Annotated in this window: 13 protein-coding genes and 1 pseudogene; 3 read left to right on the forward strand and 11 right to left on the reverse strand. The window is 39.9% G+C overall.

Annotated elements, in window-relative coordinates:
• Positions 1–390: 390 nt before the first annotated feature.
• Positions 391–984: pseudogene (locus E5N72_RS11915) on the reverse strand (DUF1287 domain-containing protein).
• A gap of 245 nt (positions 985–1,229) precedes the next feature.
• Here E5N72_RS11915 and E5N72_RS11920 point away from each other — a divergent pair.
• Entirely contained in the window at positions 1,230–1,949 is a 720-nt protein-coding gene (locus tag E5N72_RS11920; protein ID WP_135924937.1) for a hypothetical protein, read from the forward strand.
• Positions 1,950–1,957: 8 nt separating this feature from the next.
• Here E5N72_RS11920 and E5N72_RS11925 read toward each other — a convergent pair whose 3' ends face one another.
• The 8 genes from E5N72_RS11925 to E5N72_RS11960 form a co-directional block, all read right to left on the reverse strand.
• Positions 1,958–2,386 carry a hypothetical protein gene (locus tag E5N72_RS11925; RefSeq protein ID WP_346763506.1) on the reverse strand — a complete coding sequence of 143 codons (429 nt, stop codon included), beginning with the start codon at positions 2,384–2,386 and terminating at the stop codon, positions 1,958–1,960.
• A 17-nt stretch (positions 2,387–2,403) separates the two neighbouring features.
• On the reverse strand, positions 2,404–2,805 hold the full coding sequence (locus tag E5N72_RS11930; protein ID WP_168246736.1) for a hypothetical protein: 402 nt from the start codon (positions 2,803–2,805) through the stop codon (positions 2,404–2,406).
• A gap of 233 nt (positions 2,806–3,038) precedes the next feature.
• The gene (locus tag E5N72_RS11935; RefSeq protein ID WP_135924942.1) at positions 3,039–5,438 is read right to left on the reverse strand and encodes a glucan 1,4-alpha-glucosidase; all 2,400 of its coding nucleotides are present in this window, start codon (positions 5,436–5,438) and stop codon (positions 3,039–3,041) included.
• Positions 5,439–5,453: 15 nt separating this feature from the next.
• On the reverse strand, positions 5,454–6,935 hold the full coding sequence (locus tag E5N72_RS11940) for an MFS transporter (protein WP_135924944.1): 1,482 nt from the start codon (positions 6,933–6,935) through the stop codon (positions 5,454–5,456).
• Positions 6,928–8,805, reverse strand: a complete 1,878-nt coding sequence (locus E5N72_RS11945; protein WP_240704519.1) for an alpha-amylase family glycosyl hydrolase — start codon at positions 8,803–8,805, stop codon at positions 6,928–6,930. Before E5N72_RS11945 ends, E5N72_RS11940 begins: the two co-directional genes overlap by 8 nt.
• 91 nt (positions 8,806–8,896) lie before the next feature.
• Complete coding sequence (locus E5N72_RS11950; RefSeq protein ID WP_135924947.1) at positions 8,897–10,747, reverse strand: glycoside hydrolase family 13 protein; 1,851 nt, start codon at positions 10,745–10,747, stop codon at positions 8,897–8,899.
• Between the two features lie 2 nt (positions 10,748–10,749).
• Positions 10,750–12,246 carry a tryptophan halogenase family protein gene (locus tag E5N72_RS11955; RefSeq protein WP_135924949.1) on the reverse strand — a complete coding sequence of 499 codons (1,497 nt, stop codon included), beginning with the start codon at positions 12,244–12,246 and terminating at the stop codon, positions 10,750–10,752.
• Between the two features lie 104 nt (positions 12,247–12,350).
• Positions 12,351–15,140 (reverse strand): TonB-dependent receptor, encoded by a 2,790-nt coding sequence (locus E5N72_RS11960; RefSeq protein ID WP_135924951.1) that lies wholly within the window; start codon positions 15,138–15,140, stop codon positions 12,351–12,353.
• Between the two features lie 675 nt (positions 15,141–15,815).
• Between E5N72_RS11960 and E5N72_RS11965 the strand changes: the two genes are divergently transcribed.
• Complete coding sequence (locus E5N72_RS11965) at positions 15,816–17,441, forward strand: alpha-glucosidase family protein (RefSeq protein ID WP_135924953.1); 1,626 nt, start codon at positions 15,816–15,818, stop codon at positions 17,439–17,441.
• A gap of 60 nt (positions 17,442–17,501) precedes the next feature.
• Here E5N72_RS11965 and E5N72_RS11970 read toward each other — a convergent pair whose 3' ends face one another.
• Complete coding sequence (locus E5N72_RS11970) at positions 17,502–18,050, reverse strand: TIGR00645 family protein (protein WP_135924956.1); 549 nt, start codon at positions 18,048–18,050, stop codon at positions 17,502–17,504.
• Between the two features lie 238 nt (positions 18,051–18,288).
• Between E5N72_RS11970 and E5N72_RS11975 the strand changes: the two genes are divergently transcribed.
• Complete coding sequence (locus E5N72_RS11975; RefSeq protein ID WP_135924959.1) at positions 18,289–18,531, forward strand: hypothetical protein; 243 nt, start codon at positions 18,289–18,291, stop codon at positions 18,529–18,531.
• An 84-nt stretch (positions 18,532–18,615) separates the two neighbouring features.
• Here E5N72_RS11975 and topA read toward each other — a convergent pair whose 3' ends face one another.
• Complete coding sequence (topA, locus tag E5N72_RS11980) at positions 18,616–21,282, reverse strand: type I DNA topoisomerase (RefSeq protein ID WP_135924961.1); 2,667 nt, start codon at positions 21,280–21,282, stop codon at positions 18,616–18,618.
• Positions 21,283–21,294 lie beyond the last annotated feature (12 nt).

A 21,294-nucleotide genomic window follows, 5' to 3' on the forward strand; every position in this document is an offset into this window, starting at 1 on the left:
ATATAGAACCATAAATAGTAATAAATTCACTCAACGAATATATGCCTATTAATGATGTTATTAATGTTAATACTAAGGCTATTACACCAAAGCTCTCTTTGATACGTTTTTTCATAATTCCCTTCACTTATCGAACTGTTCCTTTTTTGCACTTAAAAAGATTGAAACTGACAATTTTACTTGATGCTTTTTATAAAACTGCTCAGCATAAGTTATAGGTACAAAATACCTTAAATTATTATAAAAACAAAATTTATTCCATGTTCTTAATACAAAGAGCTATAAACTTTAACAAATAACGAACAATGCACGCTGTTATAGCAAAAACACGAGGTTATAAAATGCAAGACGATAGCAATTGCTTATGGCTTAATTCTGATACAGGAAAAACTATTTGCTAAGATTTGGTTCAAATCGATAGTGACCTGTAATTTTATAGTTAAATAACATATCTTCCATTTTCGGCCCCCAGCCAATGTTATGAACAATGAGAGGTCTTAATTTATCTTCAGATAGCTCATCTGTAACAATGCCGATATGAGGCCTATTATTAGGTAAAACCCAAGTCACAATATCACCAGCTTGGTAATCAGCAGCTGTTTTGCTAATAACTTTTCTTGTGCCAAATTTTTCAAAAAACACTTGCAAGTTAGGTACCCTTCGGTGGTCAATGTTAGTATCTGGTTTGGTCAAGCCCCAAATTCGCTTTGAAGGATATAAGGTAAAGTTGTCGCGCATATCTTCATGTACAAGCGTCTTTAAATCAATTCCTAAAGCTCTATAGCTGCGAATTATCACATCGGTACACACACCTATATTTTTTGGTACATCGCCATTGGGCTAGTCAATTTTTCGATAACTGCCGTTATAAACTACAACGTGTTCAGTACGCTCTTTCGCAGCTTTGACTAATTTTGCTTGAAAGCTTTGTGCTTGCGTATTAAACGCAATCAATGAAAATAAAATTAAGGCTGTTTTTATCATTTACAAACTCCATTTGGAAAAATAATACAGTACTTCATAGGCTACAAAATGCTACACAATTTCAATATTGCAGTTTCCAGCTTTTCCCTCAAGTAAAAATTTCTAACGCACTGTTTTAAAATATATAAATGAATAACTCAAGCTAAATACATACAACGATGTTATTTCAGGTTGTTACCTTGATATTGTTTTTATAACTAGTCATTGATAAATTAATAATTAATTAAAATATGACAAGTTTATAAATGGACTTTATACGTTTTTTTATCACCTTATGTGCTTTATTTATTGCTTCATTCAGCCATTCAATTTCAGCTAAATTGCTGATAGGTGTATCAAGTGAAAATGGCGAATCTTTAAAGTACTACCGTAAACAATTTCATGGTGAATTAAAGTCAGCATATAGCTGTGTTATTAATCATCTCGAATCCGACCTTGACGTTATTACAGTACCGCAAGCTCGTTTAATTAAAATGTTAAAAAATAATGAAGTAGATATCGCTATGCCATTATTACTGCTTCCTCAAAGAGATCTATTTGCGACTCGTTCAAAAACAATTTATCAAGTTGGTTACCAGCTCATAATCCAGGCAAATGAAACAGATTTAAGTATTAAAAATTTACGCAAGCAGGCATTATTACAAGGCATAGCATATAAGCGCGGTACTGGTGCGCGCACCTTAATACTTAAATATTTAGACATTGATGAAAATGAAATACTAAGCCATGAGCAACAAGTTAATACATGGCAACAAGCTGTTGAGTTTGTAGCTAAAAACAGAGCTGGTATTACAGCCCTACCCACTGTAATTGCAAAAGATATCGAGCCTCACCACTTTGATGGCGTTACACGCATAAAAATGCCAGACCACCAATTAGGCCTCTATATGTCAACACGTTTTGCCAAAAGCGCTGAAGCAACTGTAATCAATGATGCATCTAAAACCTGTAAAGAACTTAGATAAACGATTAATTAGTTATTTTTCTCAGTATTAAGTTCGGCTAAACGGCTTTCAACTTGCATCCGCTCTTGCTCTGTTAGTTCGCCATAGAACTTAGGATATGGCCAGCCATAACCCCAGCGAAAGCTGGTTGGTAAAAAAGGTGTACCACCCACTCTGACACCAGCAAGCATCAATACCGCAATCTCTTTCTCACCTACTTTTGCAACACACTCTTTTAAATCGACATCAGCTTGGTCACGTTGCTTGAAAGTACCGCCTTGCCAATATGCGAGATCATGGGCTGTACAGCAAGCCAACCACAAGTTTTTATGTTCTATAGTTCCATCAGGAAAAGAGCTGCAACCATCACTGCTGAAGGGTTTTAATTTTGCATTAGCAACACTTAAGAAAGGGTAAGTAAGTAGCATTAGAAAAACAAAGCGAAGCATGTGTTTCATTGTTTTAGAGCTCACAGTTAATTTTCAATATTATAAACAGAGCCTTCACAACGCATTGATTTATAGCACTGATATGTATTTGACGTAGTATAACATTGAGAAAAAACTATACCATTACCACCCATTTTATGTGCTTTAACTTTTAAAGAATCTTGTAAAGTATCTTTTATATTGGAAGGATTGTAATAATAAGCATCTTCAGGGATAAGAGAGTCATTTTTTTCGTGACAAAAGTTGGATTCTACATTACCTAAATAGGTTGATCTAAAATTGAAAATTTCTCGATCGTTATAAACCTGGACTTGTTCACCTCTTCCTCTATTTTCGGCGTCAGCAATAATATAATTCCCGAAGTTAGAATTAATAGAGCAAGAACATTGTAAAATTAGTAATAATATAAGTGAAATTCTTTTTAGCATATTAATTAAATTCCCTTTACTTTTTAATTTAAACAAAGCTACTCAACCTGAGCAAAACCTCTATTTTTAAAAAAAATAGTGCAATTTTTGCTTTTACTTAAATAGGTGTTTGTCTCAGAAATTATATTTACGTAATGCTAAAATATCACACTATTTGAAAATTAATGTAAAAAAGTGCAAAACAAAAAAAAACCGCCAAGTGTTAATCGGCGGTTTCATCATCTGAAGCTGAATTATTTCAATGCGTCTTCAACTACTGGGTAATGGTCCCACACATGTTTATCGCTCACTGAACGGAGTAACTTAATGTATTCAGCGTGAGTCCAAGCAAGTGGTGTCGCTGAGTTTGTCCCCTCACCTAACTGATAGCCTGCTTTATTATTACCAACGCCATCCCAAACTTGCTCAGGTAACATCATGCCTTCATTAGCAAATGCTTCCATGCCTTTTACATAGGTGTCTTTAATCGCTTGTTGCTTCATCGCATCAAGGCTATTGGTTGCGTTTGCCGCAGCGATTTCATAGTGACCACGCTCACCGGTGAAAAACGGCCAAACACGACCACGTTGACCTGGAGTGTTATTGCCACCTTCAGCATAGTTGTTACCTGTCACTTCATCTTCACCGTAACCATCGTTACCATAGCGACGGTAGCCAGGGAATGAACCCGAACCATCAGCAAAGTTAAAGGTGTAGCGCACTTGCAGGTTATCAACTAAGGTTTCGTCATCATACTCTGGTAAAGTTTTTATAATGCTTGGAGCAAGTGCATCACGCACACCATAGCGAACAAGCTCTAAGAAACCACCATCAAGGATTTGCTTTTTATCAAAGCCTTTACGACCGTTATTAGCATTAAGTGTGGTTGATGAGTTTGGATCTTTGTCTTGACCGATACGGATGAAATATTCACCATCACTGTTTTCAGACTTAAGGTTACCTTGAGTCGTAAACATCGTGCTTTCAATTTCACTGTTGTAGGTTTTAGCCGTTGCTAGATAACGCTCTGCATTTTTAGTGTCACCTGCTTTTTTAGCAATATCAGCAGCCGTTACTAGGCCTGCAACTACCGCAGCTGTTGTTGAGGGAGAAAAACCATTTTGTTCTTCCCAGCGCTCTTGTTGCGTTGCTGGTGGTGTAATTTGTGTGTCGTTCCATAGAATTTTCGCAACGCCACCATCAACTAAGAAATCAGCCGCTGGTTTTAACATTTTGCCATACCAATCTGTCAGCTCTTGATCGCTTAGTACGCCAGCTTGATGTAGTTTCCACGCTAACATAATCGGCATTGCTGTTTGATCAAGCTGAACAGCTACCCACTCAAGCTCACCATCAACGTGCGTTTTTTGTAAGAACCAACCCGTGTCACCGCCATTGCCTGGCGTGCTGTCCGTCACTTGTACTTTTTCTAGATATTCAAACGCCGTTTTAGCTGTACGTGTATCACCCATAGCCATAAATGCCATAGCAACTTGATAGAAATCACGAACCCAAACGGCTTTATAACCAGTAGAACCTGTTTTAGCCGAAACCGTTTCACCCCAAGGGTTAGAAAGTGACGCAATTAAAGCACCTGCATGAGTTTTATCTTCTTGCGCTTTTAATACCATGGCGCTGGTATATAGCAATTTACCATTATCAGCAGTGCTGTTAGTTAATGTGCTCAAAGGTTCAAGGCTTGCTAAGTAATCTTGCCAACCAATTGCCGCGCCTTCGCCGTTATAAGCAGCAAGCACTTTTTCATAACCTTGGTTTAAACTTGTTTGGCCTTCTTTTAAGCTTGCAGCTTCAGAATTACCAAAGCTTAAAGCTAAATCAAAGGTGGTGTTTTTAGATACTTCGCCAAGCTCTGCAAGTAAGCTTACATTACCCGACTTATCACCGGTATTTTGGTAAGTCGTTGATAATGATTGCGATGCTTTTAACTCTTTTAAGCCATCACTCACACCTGTAAAGCCAACACTTGCCTTTTTAAATGGTTGACCGGCTTGTAAAGATAAAAAGTTATCATCTTGCCAAGCAACTAGACCTTTGTCGGTCACTTTTGCAAAATCGTCTAAACCGTTGTTATCAATGTAAGGATTTACATTAACGTAGGCTTTCACACCTTCAAGGTCAGTATTAAATACGCTACGAACAAACAATGTTTGCCCGTTAGGATCTGTAAAGATATGTTTTTCTAAAGTGAACCGACCTTGTTTATCTTTACTTACTACTTTGTAAGCAAGCGATAATGGGCGACCTGCGTCGTCTTTGTATAAATAATCAATGCTAACATCCAGATCATCGTTCTCTGTAACGGTAAAGTCTTTACCAACTACAACAAACTGCATGTCTTTGATTTGTGCTTGGTGAATTAAACCAAACATAGTTTCGGTGATCATGCCTTTCGCGATTGAAAACCAAACTTTTGATACTTTCCCTGTAGCAGCTGCATCACTATAGTGGCCGTCTTGGTATTGCTCGTAAGATGTACCAATACCTGTTTTACCTGAGTATGCCCAAAAAGGTTCAACACCCGGAGCTCCTGGCGCAGACACCTGCTCAACTGATGTATTAACTGATTGCTCTGAACTACAAGCTGTTAAACCTAACGCTAAAAAACTTGCGGTAATAAGATTAAATTTTTTCATGGTGTGTCCTTATTATTATTGCTTAACGCGCAGTACAGCGACCGCTGCTAGTACAAATGACACTGCACCTAGCACTAACGCATAAATCGGTTGATTATCAAAAAAGTGACGTAAAATTAGGCCTAATACGCTTGCCGCTAAAAGCTGCGGAATAACAATAAAGAAGTTAAAGATACCCATGTACACACCCATTTTCTTACTTGGTACTGAGGTACTTAACATTGCGTATGGTAAAGATAGAATTGAAGCCCAAGCAAAACCAACCCCAATCATTGGCCAGATTAGTAAACTTGGATCTTTGATAATAATAAAGCTTACCAAGCCCAATGCACCTAACACTAGGTTGATAGCATGGGCCATTTTTAGCCCTACTTTTTTAACGATAATTGGAATACACAGTGCTGCAATGGCAGCAAAACCATTGTAAGCGGCAAATAGCACACCAACCCAGTCAGCACCGTTATTATAAGCAAGTGAGCTTGTATCACTGCTGCCGTAGTGGAAGCTAGTTACTGCCGAGGTGGTATAAATCCACATTGCAAACAATGAGAACCAGCTAAAAAATTGTACCCAAGCCAATTGTTTCATCGTTTCTGGCATAGTGAATACATCATTCACAACCTGATAAAAGCCACCACTGGTTGCGTTTTTAGCCTTTAAAGCACCGGCAATAAATTGAATAACACCAAAGCTAATCAAACCACCTGCAAGCAAATACAGCTCTTTCTCAAGAGAAAGACCGGTAACGATACCAAGTACAACAAGGCCAAGCACCGTAAAGATTGCAGCGCCTTTGTTAAAGTTGACATCACTTTGAACATCAGCCGAGTCATCGCTTTGCTCTTGTTCATGAAAGCTTTCAAGCTCTTCTGGTGAATATTCTTTAGTTGTAAAGACGGTCCAAAATACAGCAAAAATTAAAACAACAGCACCAAAATAAAACGAGAATTTTACAGAATCCGGGATTTGCCCAGCAGGTGCTGTATTAGCAATATCGAACCAGTTAGTCATCATCCAAGGTAAAGCAGACGCGACAACCGCACCGATACCAATGAAGAAGCTTTGCATTGCATAACCAGTTGCACGTTGTTTTTTCGGCAGATTATCACTGACAAGTGCACGGAAAGGTTCCATAGTCACGTTAATTGACGCATCCATGATCCATAACATACCCGCCGCAATCCACAGGCTTGGTGAGTTAGGCATAATGAATAACGATAACGTCGTTAAAATTGCCCCATAGAAAAAGAACGGACGACGGCGACCTAACTTATTCCATGTTTTATCGCTCCAGTAACCAATGATAGGTTGTACGATAAGACCTGTAAGCGGCGCTGCAACCCAAAGGATTGGAATGTCATCAACATTGGCACCTAAAGTTTGAAATATACGACTTACATTACCGTTTTGTAATGCAAAGCCAAATTGGATGCCAAGGAATCCAAAACACATATTCCATATTTGCCAAAAGCTTAGCGTTGGTTTGTTATTATTCATAGTCAGCCTTTAAGGTAAATACTGCACTGCTTAAGCCGTTCAGTTGTAATTGAATTGGCGCCTTCGTTGCTGCCTCAGAAATCACAATGTCGGCATGATTTTCTAGATTGTCAGTTAACGTTAAACCACTGTGGTTAAGTTTAGGTAATAACGCTTGGTTAAGAGTAAGCTCAACATTCTGTGGATTTTCTGAAAAGTTACTCACTACAAGCACCAGCTGTTGGCCTAGCTTACGCGTAAAGGCAATTACTTGCTCTGAGCCAGTCAATTCAACCGCTTGCATGTCACCGCCAACAATGGCAGGAAGTGTGTTTAATGACATTAACTTCGTGTAGTAAGCGCGAAGATCAGCTTGCTGCTTTGAAAGCGCACCGCCATCGAATTTACCATTATTCATCCATGCTTGATGCGCAGGTACACCCATATAATCGAAAATGCTGGTACGCGTTGGGTCACCAAAACCACCGTCTTCAGAGCCATCTTCACCAACAGCTTGACCAAAATAAAGTAGGGTTGGCGAACGCGACATTAATGTAGAAACCACCATAGCTGGCTTACCTTTTTCACTGCTACCAGCGAAATCCGGGCTAGCAATGCGTTGCTCATCATGGTTTTCTAAAAAGTGCAGCATGTGCTCTTCAATATCAGCCACTTGGCTTTGGATTTCAAAAATAGTTTCTGCTGGTTGTTTACCTTGCATCACAGCTTTAACTGTGTCGTAAAAGCCGACTTTGTCGTACAGATAATCCATCTTACCCTGCTGAATATAAGGGCGATAAAGTGTTGGGTTATAAACCTCTGCCAGAATAAAGGCATCACTTTTTTGCATTTTGATTGATGAGTTTAAAAAGCTCCAAAACTCAACAGGCACCATTTCTGCCATGTCATAACGGAAACCATCAACACCTTTATCTAACCAATATAGTGCGATATCTCGGAATTTATACCAGCTATTTGGTAGGTCTTTATCCTGCCAAAAAGCATAGTGCGCACGGTAATCTTTTTCAGCGTAATCAGCTGGTAGTGTTGGGAAATCGTAGCTGCCGTCTGGTTTCACACCGTAATTGATTTTAACTGTTTCGTACCAATCATTGATGTCGGGTTTAGCAGCGCGTGCCCCATTGCCCGTCCATTTTGCTGGTGTTTCATCAAACTGATTATCTGCAAGTGGATGCGGGTTACCACCTAATACTTGGTAGCTATCGCTTGTTGGCACTTGAAATGACTGCCCTGTTACATAATAAAAATTATTATCGCGAGCATAGGTTTTCGTCGTGTCATCATCAGCGCCGAAATCTTTAACACCTTCAGGCTTGGCAACCGACTCGTAGTTACGCGCTACATGATTTGGCACAATATCAATAACAACTTTCATACCGTGCTCATGAGTACGATTGATAAGCTCAACAAACTCTTCTAAGCGGCGCTCAGGGTTAATTGCTAAATCAGGATTAACATCGTAATAATCTTTCACCGCATAAGGCGAGCCTGCACGCCCTTTTACAACATCAGGGTCATCTTGAGACAAACCGTATTCAGTATAATCAGTTACTAATGCATGACGCGGCACACCGGTATACCAAACATGTGTCGTGCCTAGCTCTTTAATACCTTGTAATGCTGCATCATTAAAATCAGCGAATTTGCCTACCCCATTTTCTTCTAATGTGCCCCACGGTTTATTCGTGGTGTTTGTATTACCAAATAATCGAGTGAATACTTGATAAACCACAGGCTTAGAGATAGCTGCTTGGCTAGCTTCTGATTGTTGCTTTTGCGTGTTCTGCTGTACTGGCGCATCGTTACCACAGGCAGTTAAACCTAAAACCGAAGCCACTACTAGCGCAGTTAGTTTGTATGTTGTCATCATTACTTCATTTTTCTGTAAATATCAGTTCATACTAATGTTAAGGGCTGCATACGGACAGTAAATGCATACGTATTCAGCTTATTAGTTGCAATTATTCAAGCTCGATTAAGCGTGCTTGCATAGCTTTTAAGCGGATTGGCGCTGCAAGATCAACAGGTTTTTCGGTGATTAAATCGCGTCCTTTATTGTTGCCTTTCAGCACTTCTTGCATGTAGCTTAAGTCCCAATCAATGGCTTGTTGGTTTTTGTTAAGAATAGCTAATACAGTTTGCCCATGGTGTTCTCTCACATAGCTATAAACGCCTTGCTTCGGTGAAAAATGCATTAAACGGCCTTCGCTTAGGGCTGGTTTTTCTTGGCGCAGTTGAAGCAGCTTTTTAATGCTAGTTAACATCTCTTTCTGATCAGCTGAAAGTCCTTCGCCTGTGAAGGCATTCGCTTTTTGACCATGAAACCCACCCGGGAAGTCAATGCGAATATCACCGTGGTCATTACTTGGCGTGTTATCAAGTAACAGTTCTGTGCCGTAATAAATTTGTGGAATACCGCGAGTCGTTAACAGTAGCGTCATGGCTAATTTTGTTTTTGCTAGGTCTTGACCAAGCTCAGTGTAAACACGGCTCATGTCATGATTATCAGCAAACACTAAAATGTTATCTGTATCAGCATATAAAAAGTCATTCGCTAGCGATTGATACACTTTTACCCAACCTGTATTCCAGCTTTCTTCTTCGTTGAGTGCTTGGAGCAGCGCTTCTTGTAATGAAAAGTCCATCACACTCGGTAAGTCAGAGGTATAGCCATCTTGATTTACTTTGCCGCGCTGCCAATAAGAAGCAATTGCCGGGTTGGTTGTCCACTCTTCACCTACAATATTAAAGTTTGGATACTCGGTCATAATGGCTTTAGTCCAATCGGCTAAAAATGCTTTATCTGAGTATGAATAGGTATCAACACGAATGCCGCTTAAGTTGGCGTATTCAATCCACCAAATGGCATTTTGAATCAAATAAGTAGACAGTAACGGCTGGCGCTGATTTAAATCAGGCATAGACTCAACAAACCAACCATCATTAAATTGACGTTTATCGTATTGGCTCGCATGTGGGTCTTGAATTGTTTGTCTGGCGTGACTTGTGGCATTTTTGCCGTTTTCAAACTTGCCATCAAAGTTAACCCAATCTGCTGTTGGCATATCAACCATCCACTGATGCGATGAACCAAAGTGGTTAAGTACCATGTCCATCACTAAGCCGATGCCATGCTCTTTCGCCTCTGCTGATAATGTTTTGTAAAGTGCATTACTACCCATACGCGGATCAACTTTGTAAAAGTCAGTAATGGCATAACCATGATAAGAGTAACTTGGCATGTCATTTTCAAGCACCGGTGTTAACCAAAGTTGAGTCACACCTAAGTCCTCAAGATAATCTAGGCTATTAATAACACCTTGAATATCACCGCCATGTCGGCCACCTTTAAAGCTTGGGTTTGCAGCCTCCTTCATACCAGCAACGGTGTCATTGCTTGGATCACCATTTACAAAGCGATCAGGATTGATTAAATAAAGCGTATCTTTATTTGTAAAGCCATGACGATTGGCACTTTGTTTATCACGGGCATTTAACGGGTAAGTAAATTCTGTGCCATCTTCAGCTTTAAAGGTTAGTGTTCCCGCCTTTGCATTATCGCTAATGGTTAAATCTAAAAACGCGTAGTTAGGGTTATTCGTTGTTGTCACCCCTTTAAACTCAACACCTTTATAAGGGATCATTTGCCACGTTTTGCTAGCAATATTGTTATCGTAAAGCATGACTTGTAACGAGTCATTTTGCATTCCTACCCACCAGTTTTCTGGTGACGCAGTAATTGCAAAGCTGGCTGTCGAGTTGAAAAGCGTAAATGCGGTCGTTAACGCTAAAAATATTCGTGTTGTTTTCATAGTTAATTTTGTACTTTTTCTAAGAATTGACTGTGGCTCGGCAGTTGCTCTACAGTGCTATTAATCAAGGTTTTTAAATTACTAAATAGCTCATTTAACTGCTCATCTGATAACGCATCAGTTAATGGATGGTGATCCTCTGCTATAAGCCCTTGCCCTATCATCACTTGTTGCCATGCAACTTCGGCAAATAGCTCATCGTCTTCTCTTACGAGCTTGCCACTGGTTTTAAATAGCTCAATTTTCTTTTTAAGACTACTTGGAATATCCATGCCTTTACAAAAACGCCAAAACGCACTGTCATCACGCTCAGTAATATTGTAGTGAAGAATAATAAAGTCACGAATTCGCTCAAATTCTGTTTTACTTTGTTGATTAAATTCATCCACAAGGCTTTGTTTAATACCTTGATGAGGAAAAAACTTAATTAAACGAATGGCTGCACTTTGAATTAAATGAATACTGGTCGATTCTAATGGCTCTAAAAATCCGCTCGATAAGCCAACCGATACCACATTTTTATGCCACTGCTTTAAACGGCGGCCTGTTTTAAATTTAATAACGCGGGGCTCTGTCAGTGGTTTAGCAGGTAAGTTATCCAAGAGCTGTTGTTTTGCCGCTTCGTCTGATAAGAAACGAGAAGAATAGACAAGACCGTTGCCTAAACGATGCTGTAATGGAATTTGCCACTGCCAACCCGAGTCTCTTGCAATTGAACGTGTATATGGAATTGCATCGTTAGCTGATTCACTTTGCACTGCAACAGCACTATCACAAGGTAACCAATGTGACCAATCCTCAAAACCTGCATTAAGTGTTTGCTCTATTAATAATGCACGTAAACCTGTGCAATCAATAAATAAGTCGCCGTCAATTTGCTCGCCATTTTTAAGCAATAAAGAGGTTATATGCCCGCTTTGGTGACATTGATTAACCGATTCAATTTTGCCTTCAATCCGTTTTACGCCCCGTGATTGTGCTAATTCTTTTAAGAACTCGCCGTATCGTGTGGCATCAAAATGATAGGCATAATGTAAGCCCGCTAACTGAGTATTTGGAATTTGTTTAAGGTGGGCAAATTTATGTGCTTTTGCAGCTTGGTAGTTAAGTGAAAAATCCCAAAAATCAGGTGCATTATTAGCTTGATTTGCTTTTAACCAAAAGTGGTAAAACTCACAAAACGGGAAGTCTTTACCTATCTCACCAAAGGCGTGCATATAGCTGTGACCTTGGCTGCGCCAATTTTCAAACTCAATACCCAGTTTAATCGTTGCGCCAGTGGCCTTAATAAATTCTTTTTCGGTTATACCTAGCGCACCATTTAGATGCAAAATAGGTGGAATACTGGCTTCACCGACACCGACAGTGCCAATTTCTGCTGACTCTATCAGGGTTATATCAAGCACTTTACCCAGCACTTTATTGAGTAATGCTGCAGTTATCCACCCTGCGGTACCACCGCCAGCAATCACTACTTTGGTTATTTTTTTTGATTCCATAGTACACCTAACGCCAATTTCAATTCATTGAGTGTAGCTCACTGATATAAAAAAGCCCTTGTAAAACAAATCACAAGGGCAATTTTATATCTCTGTTTAGCTCATTACAGCTTGTAGCTGAAGCCTAACAGGAATGTACGACCGTAGTCTTGATAATCACGTACTTGAAGTGAGTTATCACCTTGTAGTGATGTGAACGGCTCTTCTGTGATGTTCTGAACTTGGAAAGTTACAGATAAACCGTCAAGACTCTCTACACCGCCTTCACTAAAGTCATAACCAATTTGTGCATCCCAAATTGTTTCGCCTTTAATATCAACTTGTGTAGTAGCAAAACCTAAACCGTATACGTCACCTTTAAAGTCACTACGTTTACGCATGCTAGTACGTGCTTGGAAACCGTTACGCTCAAAGTAAACTGTTAAGCTATCGATTTGGTCAGATAAACCAGGTAGCTCATATTCGTTACCATTTTGGTCAGTTAAGTCTTGCTCAACACCTGTATGGCTTGCGATTAAACCAAAACCGTCTAGTGATTCACTGAACATAGTGAACGGTAGTGTTAATGAAAGCTCATAACCCCATAGGTCACCAGAACCACCATTTACTTTACCAGAACCAGTACCGGTTGAAGTTGCAGGGATTTCACCGGTAGACGGGTCAGCTACACCGCTCATGTCGATTTCATAAGTACCATCGAAAATCCACTGAGTGATATCTTTATAGAATACAGCAGCTGCAAAGTAACCTTCTTCATGGAAGTAGTTTTCGTAGCTTACATCAAAACCTGTAGCTTCTTTTGGTTCAAGTTCAGGGTTACCACCTGATACACTCCAGTAGTTACCATTTTCATCAGGTTGTTGATTGTAAGAAGCATTAACTGATGAGTTCATTTCATCTAAGCGAGCACGAGAAATCGTTTTCGCCGCGCCAAAACGTACAGTTTGCTCTTCATCAATTGCAAACGATAAATTGATGCTTGGTAAGAAGTGGCTGTAATCGTGGCTTACATCAGTTGGTGATACAACAACTAAACCATTCACTGTGTTAGCGGCAAAGCCTTGTGAAGACTGTTCAGTTTTCACATAACGAACACCAACGTTACCTGTTACAGGGATTGAACCAATTTCAGCATTAATGTCAGCTTGAGCAAAAAACGCTGTTACTTCTTCTTGTACAGTCCAAGATTGTGTCTTGTGTTTTGAATCAGTTAAGCTTTCTTGAAGAAGGTTATAATAACCGTCGTTTACTAAACCGTTGGTATCGTATGCAACCATGTTGCCCATACCAATGAAGTCAAGGCTCGCTGTACCTAAACGGTATTGCTCAGGGATTGATAACATACCTGGATTTGATAAAGAGAAATCTTTTAATGTCATGAAGTAACCTTCAGACACTTTGCTCTTTTCACGGTCACGGTAAGACATACCAAATGACACACGGCTGATGTAAGCGTTATCAAGTACTTTGCTTGCAGCAAGTTTTAATGTGCTTAATTCATCATTGATTTCTGGCGCGTTGATAAAGCCATCTTGCGCTGTATTTTGGTATTCAGTACCTGTTAAACCATACTTATCGTTAAGTGCAGCACTTGCACCCCAAGATAATGGGCCACCAAGTTGGATTAAGTCGTAGTCGCTGTAATCAAGGTTGTGGCTGAATTGCGCGCCAGTGTTACCACCGTCAAACTCGTAACCAATCGTATCAGCAACACCATTTGCGTCACCACGACCTGTACCTGAGTAGCTTTCGATACTCCAGATTTGACGTTCAACTTCAGAGCGGCTTACGTCAAATTCTACTGACCAGTCATCACTGATGTCGTATTTTGCATTAAAACCAAACTGAGTTAGCTCAGCGTTACGCTCTTCGTAGTCGTTACGAACAACAACACGTTGACCTTCAGTTACTGCACTTGTGATAAAACCAGAGTCAGCATCAATTACAGCTGAGCTTGGGTCGATAGAACCTTGGCCCCAAGCAAATGGCACTTCAATACCACGTAAGATTTTTTCATCCGAAAAATCAACGTATAAGGCATCGAATGTCATGTTAAGACGGTCTGTCGGCGCAGCTTCAATAACAAGCATCGCTGTGTCACGCTCAAGAGTCGATGAACGTACGAATGGTTTAGCACCACCTAAAATTGAATACGTGTTACCGTCTCCACCGGTAAACTCAGGGTAGCCCCATGAATTCCAACGTTTTTCTTGGTTAGGTGAGCTCATTGTATTGTAAGCAAATGCAACACCAATTGTGTCATCTGCAAACTGATCAATGTATGAAACAGTACCGCGGAAACCTTTATCGTCACCGTCTGGGTTTAATTTATCAAAACCAGTTTGCTCATATTGGCCATTGAACATGATAACTTGCTCACCTTTGCTTAAAGGTTTAACAGTTTGCATGTCGATTACGCCAGCAATACCTTCTGCATCAAGACTAGCGCTTGGTGTTTTATATACCGTTACGCCACTCATAATTTCTGATGGGTAAAGGTCAAATTCTACGCCACGGTTGTCACCGATTGATACTTGCTCACGGCCATTAAAAGTAGTAGCACTTTCGTTTTCACTGAAACCACGAACACTTACGCGGCTAGCTCGACCATCTAGACGTTGAGCAGTTAAACCAGGAAGGCGTGCAATTGATTCTGCAATTGATGAATCTGGTAGCTTACCGATATCTTCTGCTGAGATTGACTCAACAACTTCAGGAGTGAAGCGTTTAGTATTAATAGATTCTACAACACTGCCACGAAAACCTTTTACTTCGATAACTTCAACGTTATCGTTTTTTGCTTTTTGGTCTTCTTCTGCAGCATACGCTACAAAGCTATTTAAACCTGCGGCTGTTAAAGCCAGAGTTAATATACTTGGTTTGAACATAGACATGATGCTTTTCCCATTACCCAAATTGTAATGCCAACGCGATGCAGATATTTATTATCTAATAGCTGAAGTCGTTGACTGATTTTGTTGTCGGAATGAATATTAACGCCGAGATTATTTCCTTAACAAATTTATGCATACGTATTCAGCGTAGTTCAACCACTTAAAAATTAACAATACATTTACACAATTAAGACTTAACCCATTGTAATTGTTAACTTTAGTATGATACCAGCACAATTTAATAAGAATGAAACATTTTCGCCATAATTTTGAACCTTAACTCTCCAGTAGAAACACAAAAGCCTCCTCAACAGGGTGTTAGCAAAAGAAGTAATGTTAATAAACAGAAAAAGTTCGACAAACTGGAAATTGGTCTTACCAAATTTTATTTGCACTACTTTGGCCAGAAGCAACTGTTTTATGCACCAAGCTGGGGTTTATTGTTTTTACAAATAACAAGCAAAGCCAATTGGTAAATTTTTTCATAGATGAAATAGCCAATTGAACTGGTGCAACGACGGATATTTTTTCAGTAATTAAAATATGAATTTAGCGTGCATACGTATGCAGAGTTTTTACACTATCCCAGCCTTCACGTATGCTTTTGACATTCCGGCAACATCTGGTTAGTTGCCCAACAGTTTACAAACACTGAGTGTCACGATGGAGAAAAACATGGCTCAAAAGCAGTGGTATAAAGGTGCGGTTATCTATCAAGTTTATCCGCGCAGTTTCCAAGACACCAATGGCGATGGCATTGGTGATATCAAAGGTATCATTGATCGCATCGATTATATTAAGAGCTTGGGTGTTGATGCTATTTGGATTTCACCTTTCTTTAAATCACCAATGAAAGATTTTGGTTATGACATAAGTGATTATCGTGATATCGACCCTATTTTTGGTAACCTTGCTGATTTTGATGATTTAATTGCACAAGCTCACCAACGTGATATTAAAATTATTATTGATCAGGTATTGAGCCATACCTCAGATCAACATCAGTGGTTCCTCGATAGTCGTGAAGATAAAACCAACGATAAAGCTGACTGGTACGTTTGGGCAGATGCGAAGCCGGATGGCACACAACCAAATAACTGGTTATCTATATTTGGTGGTCCAGCATGGCAATGGGAACCGCGTCGTGGTCAATATTACTTGCATAACTTCTTTGCAGAACAGCCTGATTTAAACTTCCATAATCCTGAAGTTCGCAAAGCCGTATTAGATAATGTGGAGTTTTGGCTTAAAAAAGGTGTTGATGGTTTCCGCTTAGATGCGATCAATTTCTGTTATCACGATGCACAATTACGTGACAATCCTGCTAAGCCGCCTGAAAAGCGTCAGGGTCGTGGCTTTAGCGAAGATAACCCGTATGCGTTCCAGTATCACTACTACAATAATACGCAACCAGAAAACTTAAGCTTTATGCAGGACATTCGTGCCCTATTAAATAAATACCCTGGCACGGTTGCTTTAGGTGAAATCTCATCAGAAGACTCATTAGCTACTATGGCTGAGTACACATCAGGTGGTGATAAACTCCACATGGGTTATAGCTTTGAATTACTTACTAATGATTACAGTGCAGAATATATTCGTAATACCGTGAGTACATTAGAAGAGCGTATGACTGAAGGCTGGCCATGTTGGGCATTTAGTAACCACGATGTTGAACGTGTTGCTAGTCGCTGGAGTAAAGATAACACGATCAATCCGCAGCAATGTAAAATGCTGACCGCCCTGCTTGCTTCATTACGCGGCAGCGTATGTATGTATCAAGGTGAAGAGCTTGGTTTAGGTGAAGCTGAAGTCGCTTTTGAAGACTTACAAGACCCATACGGCATTACTTTCTGGCCAAACTTTAAAGGCCGTGATGGATGCCGTACTCCAATGCCATGGGACGCAAGCGATGCTGAACAGGCGGGCTTCTCAACAGCTAAACCATGGCTACCTGTGGGCAATGCTCACAAAGCCGTTGCTGTTAATGCGCAAGATCAAGACAAAAATTCGATTTTGAATGCCTACCGTGAATTTATGGCATGGCGTAAAGATAAAAATGTTCTGTTAGAAGGCGACATTGAGTTTTTAAACACTCAAGAGCCTGTACTTGCTTTTTATAGAACCTTTGAAGGCGTCAAAATGCTGTGTGCATTCAACCTAGGCGCACAAAGTAGCGAGTTAACAATCTCTGATACAGTGTCTTCACTGCATACGGAGCTATCGCATCACACAGCTGAGTTAAACAATAATACAGTTACTCTGCCCGGGTTCGGTTGCTTTTATGCAACCCTGAATTAATTATCAGTTGTTAAACACCAAGCCCTGCAATGCAGGGCTTTTTTATTACTAATAACACGATTAGTGATTCATGGTTTTACTATTAATGTAGTCAGTAAGTGCAAATAACACTCCCGACACCACAAACGTCACATGAATTAACACCTTCCAAAGTAACTCATCCGTTGAATGGTTGTTTGAGCTGATAAATACCTTTAAAAGCTCTACAGCAGAGATAGCGACAATGGCGCTTATTAATTTCATCTTAAGCCCTGAAAAACCAACCTTTCCCATCCATACAGGTCTGTCTTCGTGATTGTCTATATTCAACTTTGAAACAAAGTTTTCGTAACCACTAAAAATAATGATAAGCAAAAGCCCAGCTAAAAGCGCGGTATCAACCAAAGTTAATATTCCCACCAATAACTCTTGATTAGTTGCCGAAAACGTATTTAAGGCCATGCTGTAAAGATATTTGAAAAACTTTAACAACAATAAGACTACAGCGACTAATAAACCTATAAAAAATGGCGCTAACAGCCATCGAGAACGAAAAATAAATTTTTCGACGACTCTCTCTAATGTAGAAGGCACTTTTTTGTTTTTAGTTTGATTAATCTGTTCTGACATTTCTAAAATCACTCTCATAAATATTAGTTTGATAATACGCGGTTTTTATTAGTAATTTCTATATTTGCAGCGCACTACTGTGACTATTTTTTGTTTATCTTTACGATAAAAATATTTCGTTATCTTTTTTACAGATTTCGTTTATAAATTCACTTAAGCAAAGCGGTATGCCCTTTGCGCACCTTTACTGAGCACTTTAAGCCAGTAATTATTAATTATGTTGATTAGGAATAATTAAATGAACAAAGCATTGCTAGCACTAATTTTGGCACCTGTATTAAGCGTGTCAGCGTCTAACGCAATCGCTAACGAAGCACCTGAAGCATCAGCTGAAATGATCAAAGAATACACTGAGATGTGTTTAAACTGGGCTAAAGATGATGACATCAGCAACGAAGAATTAAAGCCATACGTACTAAAATGTGTGAACGATGAGCTTGAAGCTGAAGGCTTTAAGAAAGTAAAAGACGTACAAATTTAATTTGTCGTTAAACCAGATATAAAAAAACCGGAATGACACAAAGACGTGCGCTCCGGTTTTTTATTGTCTTGAAAAGCTAAGGAATTATTCCTTAGCTTTTGTCGATGTTTTCTTTTTTGCAGGCGCTTTCTTTTTACTTTCTTCAACCCACTTGCCATTTTGGTAGTGAGCAGTCCAACCTGTCGCTTTACCATCGACTTCACTCATCACATATTGTTCTTTATTTTTACGGCTATAACGAACAATTGCAGGGTTGCCATATGGGTCTTGCGTAGGCGCATCAGCTAAATAATAAAACTTCTCAGAAATACGATCTCTAAAACGTTTTAACTCTTCAACTTTAGGTGCACGAGTTTCACGAGACTTAGGAAAAGTATTCGCCGCCAAGAAAATACCTGAAGCACCATCACGAAGTACAAAGTAAGCTTCTGATTTTTCACATTCTAGTTCTGGTAAATGAACCGGATCTTCTTTCGGTGGCGCAGCTTCACCATTTTTGAGTAATTTACGCGTATTCTTACACTCTTCATTACTACAGCCAAAATACTTGCCAAAACGGCCTGATTTTAACTGCATATCTGAGCCACATTTATCACATTCGATAATTGGGCCATCGTAGCCTTTAATTTTAAAGGTACCTTGTTCAACGATATAACCCTTACAGGCTGGGTTATTACCACAGACATGCAGTTTACGTGTTTCGTCTATCAAGTATGAATCCATTGCCGTTTCACAGATTGGGCAACGCTTCATTTGCATTAGTGATTCTGTTTCAACATCTTCAACATCTGCGGCAATCGCTTCATCACCAGGCACCAAATTCATGGTTGTTGTACAACGCTCTTTAGGTGGCAGGTTGTAACCTGTACAGCCTAAGAATACACCAGTTGACGCAGTACGAATCCCCATTTTACGGCCACAGGTTGGACAATCTATGTCTGTTTCAACCATTTGATTTTGGCGCATACCACCTTGCTCTTCATCACCTGAAGCAATTTCAAGCTGAGTTGAAAAGTCTGCGTAAAACTTGTCTAGTACTTGTGTCCAAACGCGCTCACCTTCTGCGATATCATCCAGACGACCTTCCATTTTAGCGGTAAAATCAAAGTTCATCAGATCTTCAAAGTTTTCCACTAAGCGGTCAGTAACTATCTCACCCATTTTTTCAGCGAAGAAACGGCGGTTTTCAACGCGCACATAACCACGGTCCTGAATCGTTGAGATAATTGATGCATAAGTTGAAGGGCGACCAATACCACGCTTTTCAAGCTCTTTAACTAAGCTTGCTTCACTAAAGCGCGCAGGTGGCTTAGTAAAGTGTTGCTTAGGATCTAACTCAACAAGCGTTAGTACATCCCCCTCTTTTACTGCTGGTAATGATTGATCTTCTTCATTCTTTTTACGAACAGCTGGCTGAACTTTTGTCCAACCATCAAAGCGAAGTACACGGCCTTTTGCTTTTAGCTGATAATCACCCGCACCTACGGTTAAAGTTGTTAGGTCATATTCAGCAGGTACCATTTGACAAGCTACAAATTGACGCCAAATTAATTCGTAGAGCTTTTTCGCATCTGCTTCAACACCATCTAAATGACCTGATAATACCGCGACACTTGATGGACGTATCGCCTCGTGCGCCTCTTGTGCATTGCCTTTAGAGCTGTAACTGATCGGTGCTTTTGGTAAATACTTTTCACCAAACTGCTCGGTTACGTAATCACGGCACATTTCAACCGCATCTTTTGATAAGTTGGTTGAGTCGGTACGCATATAAGTAATGTGGCCCGCTTCATATAAGCGTTGAGCCAGCATCATAGTCTTTTTAACACCATAGCCTAAACGTGTACTAGCAGCCTGTTGCATGGTTGAGGTAATGAATGGTGCACTAGGCTTACTCTTGCTTGGCTTTTCTTCAACGCTAACAACCTTGTACTGAGCTTTCTCTAGGTCAGTAACCGCAGCCATTGCCTGCGCCTCATTAACAGGCTTAAATGCTTTGTCAGCGTGTTTTGTAACTTCTAAACGTAATGCAGCTTCACTATTTTTAACATCAGCGTGTACATCCCAAAACTCTTCAGGGATAAATGCTTTGATTTCACGCTCACGCTCAACGAGTAAACGCACAGCAACAGATTGCACACGACCGGCTGATAAACCACGAGCAACTTTAGCCCAAAGTAATGGTGACACCATAAAGCCCACTACACGGTCAAGAAAACGACGCGCTTGTTGTGCGTAAACCATATCAGTGTTTAGTTCACCCGGTGTTTCGAATGCTTGTTGAATTGCATTTTTAGTAATTTCGTTAAAAACAACTCGCTTATACTTTTCAGGCTCGCCACCAATAATCTGTTCGAGGTGCCATGCAATTGCTTCCCCTTCTCTATCCAAATCGGTTGCGAGATAGATTTTATCGGCATTTTCAGCAAGCTTTTTTAATTCTTGAACAACTTTTTCTTTGCCTGGCAGTATTTCGTAATGTGGTTCCCAACCTTTTTCAGGGTCTATCCCCATGCGGGCAACAAGATTCTTATAATCTCGTTGCTTTTTATAGGCAGCTTTTTCTTCTGGTGACATTTTGCGAACTTCAGCAGGCGTTTTGGTCGCCGCTGTTTTCGTTTTGCCTGAACCTGAAGTTGGAAGATCACGCACATGCCCAACACTGGACTTGACGATAAAATCCTTTCCTAAGTATTTGTTAATTGTTTTTGCCTTTGCCGGAGACTCTACAATTACTAGTGATTTGCCCATAGTTGCCTATTT

Origin of the sequence: Pseudoalteromonas sp. MEBiC 03607, from assembly GCF_004792295.1 — a bacterium.
GTDB classification, from domain to species: domain Bacteria; phylum Pseudomonadota; class Gammaproteobacteria; order Enterobacterales; family Alteromonadaceae; genus Pseudoalteromonas; species Pseudoalteromonas lipolytica_C.

What these genes read in the sequence shown, in the direction of transcription:
- E5N72_RS11920 (WP_135924937.1), top strand. Translation starts at nt 1,230, where the DNA reads ATGGACTTTATACGTTTTTTTATCACCTTATGTGCTTTATTTATTGCT.
- E5N72_RS11925 (WP_346763506.1), bottom strand. Translation starts at nt 2,386, where the DNA reads ATGAAACACATGCTTCGCTTTGTTTTTCTAATGCTACTTACTTACCCT.
- E5N72_RS11930 (WP_168246736.1), bottom strand. Translation starts at nt 2,805, where the DNA reads ATGCTAAAAAGAATTTCACTTATATTATTACTAATTTTACAATGTTCT.
- E5N72_RS11935 (WP_135924942.1), bottom strand. Translation starts at nt 5,438, where the DNA reads ATGAAAAAATTTAATCTTATTACCGCAAGTTTTTTAGCGTTAGGTTTA.
- E5N72_RS11940 (WP_135924944.1), bottom strand. Translation starts at nt 6,935, where the DNA reads ATGAATAATAACAAACCAACGCTAAGCTTTTGGCAAATATGGAATATG.
- E5N72_RS11945 (WP_240704519.1), bottom strand. Translation starts at nt 8,805, where the DNA reads ATGATGACAACATACAAACTAACTGCGCTAGTAGTGGCTTCGGTTTTA.
- E5N72_RS11950 (WP_135924947.1), bottom strand. Translation starts at nt 10,747, where the DNA reads ATGAAAACAACACGAATATTTTTAGCGTTAACGACCGCATTTACGCTT.
- E5N72_RS11955 (WP_135924949.1), bottom strand. Translation starts at nt 12,246, where the DNA reads ATGGAATCAAAAAAAATAACCAAAGTAGTGATTGCTGGCGGTGGTACC.
- E5N72_RS11960 (WP_135924951.1), bottom strand. Translation starts at nt 15,140, where the DNA reads ATGTCTATGTTCAAACCAAGTATATTAACTCTGGCTTTAACAGCCGCA.
- E5N72_RS11965 (WP_135924953.1), top strand. Translation starts at nt 15,816, where the DNA reads ATGGCTCAAAAGCAGTGGTATAAAGGTGCGGTTATCTATCAAGTTTAT.
- E5N72_RS11970 (WP_135924956.1), bottom strand. Translation starts at nt 18,050, where the DNA reads ATGTCAGAACAGATTAATCAAACTAAAAACAAAAAAGTGCCTTCTACA.
- E5N72_RS11975 (WP_135924959.1), top strand. Translation starts at nt 18,289, where the DNA reads ATGAACAAAGCATTGCTAGCACTAATTTTGGCACCTGTATTAAGCGTG.
- topA (WP_135924961.1), bottom strand. Translation starts at nt 21,282, where the DNA reads ATGGGCAAATCACTAGTAATTGTAGAGTCTCCGGCAAAGGCAAAAACA.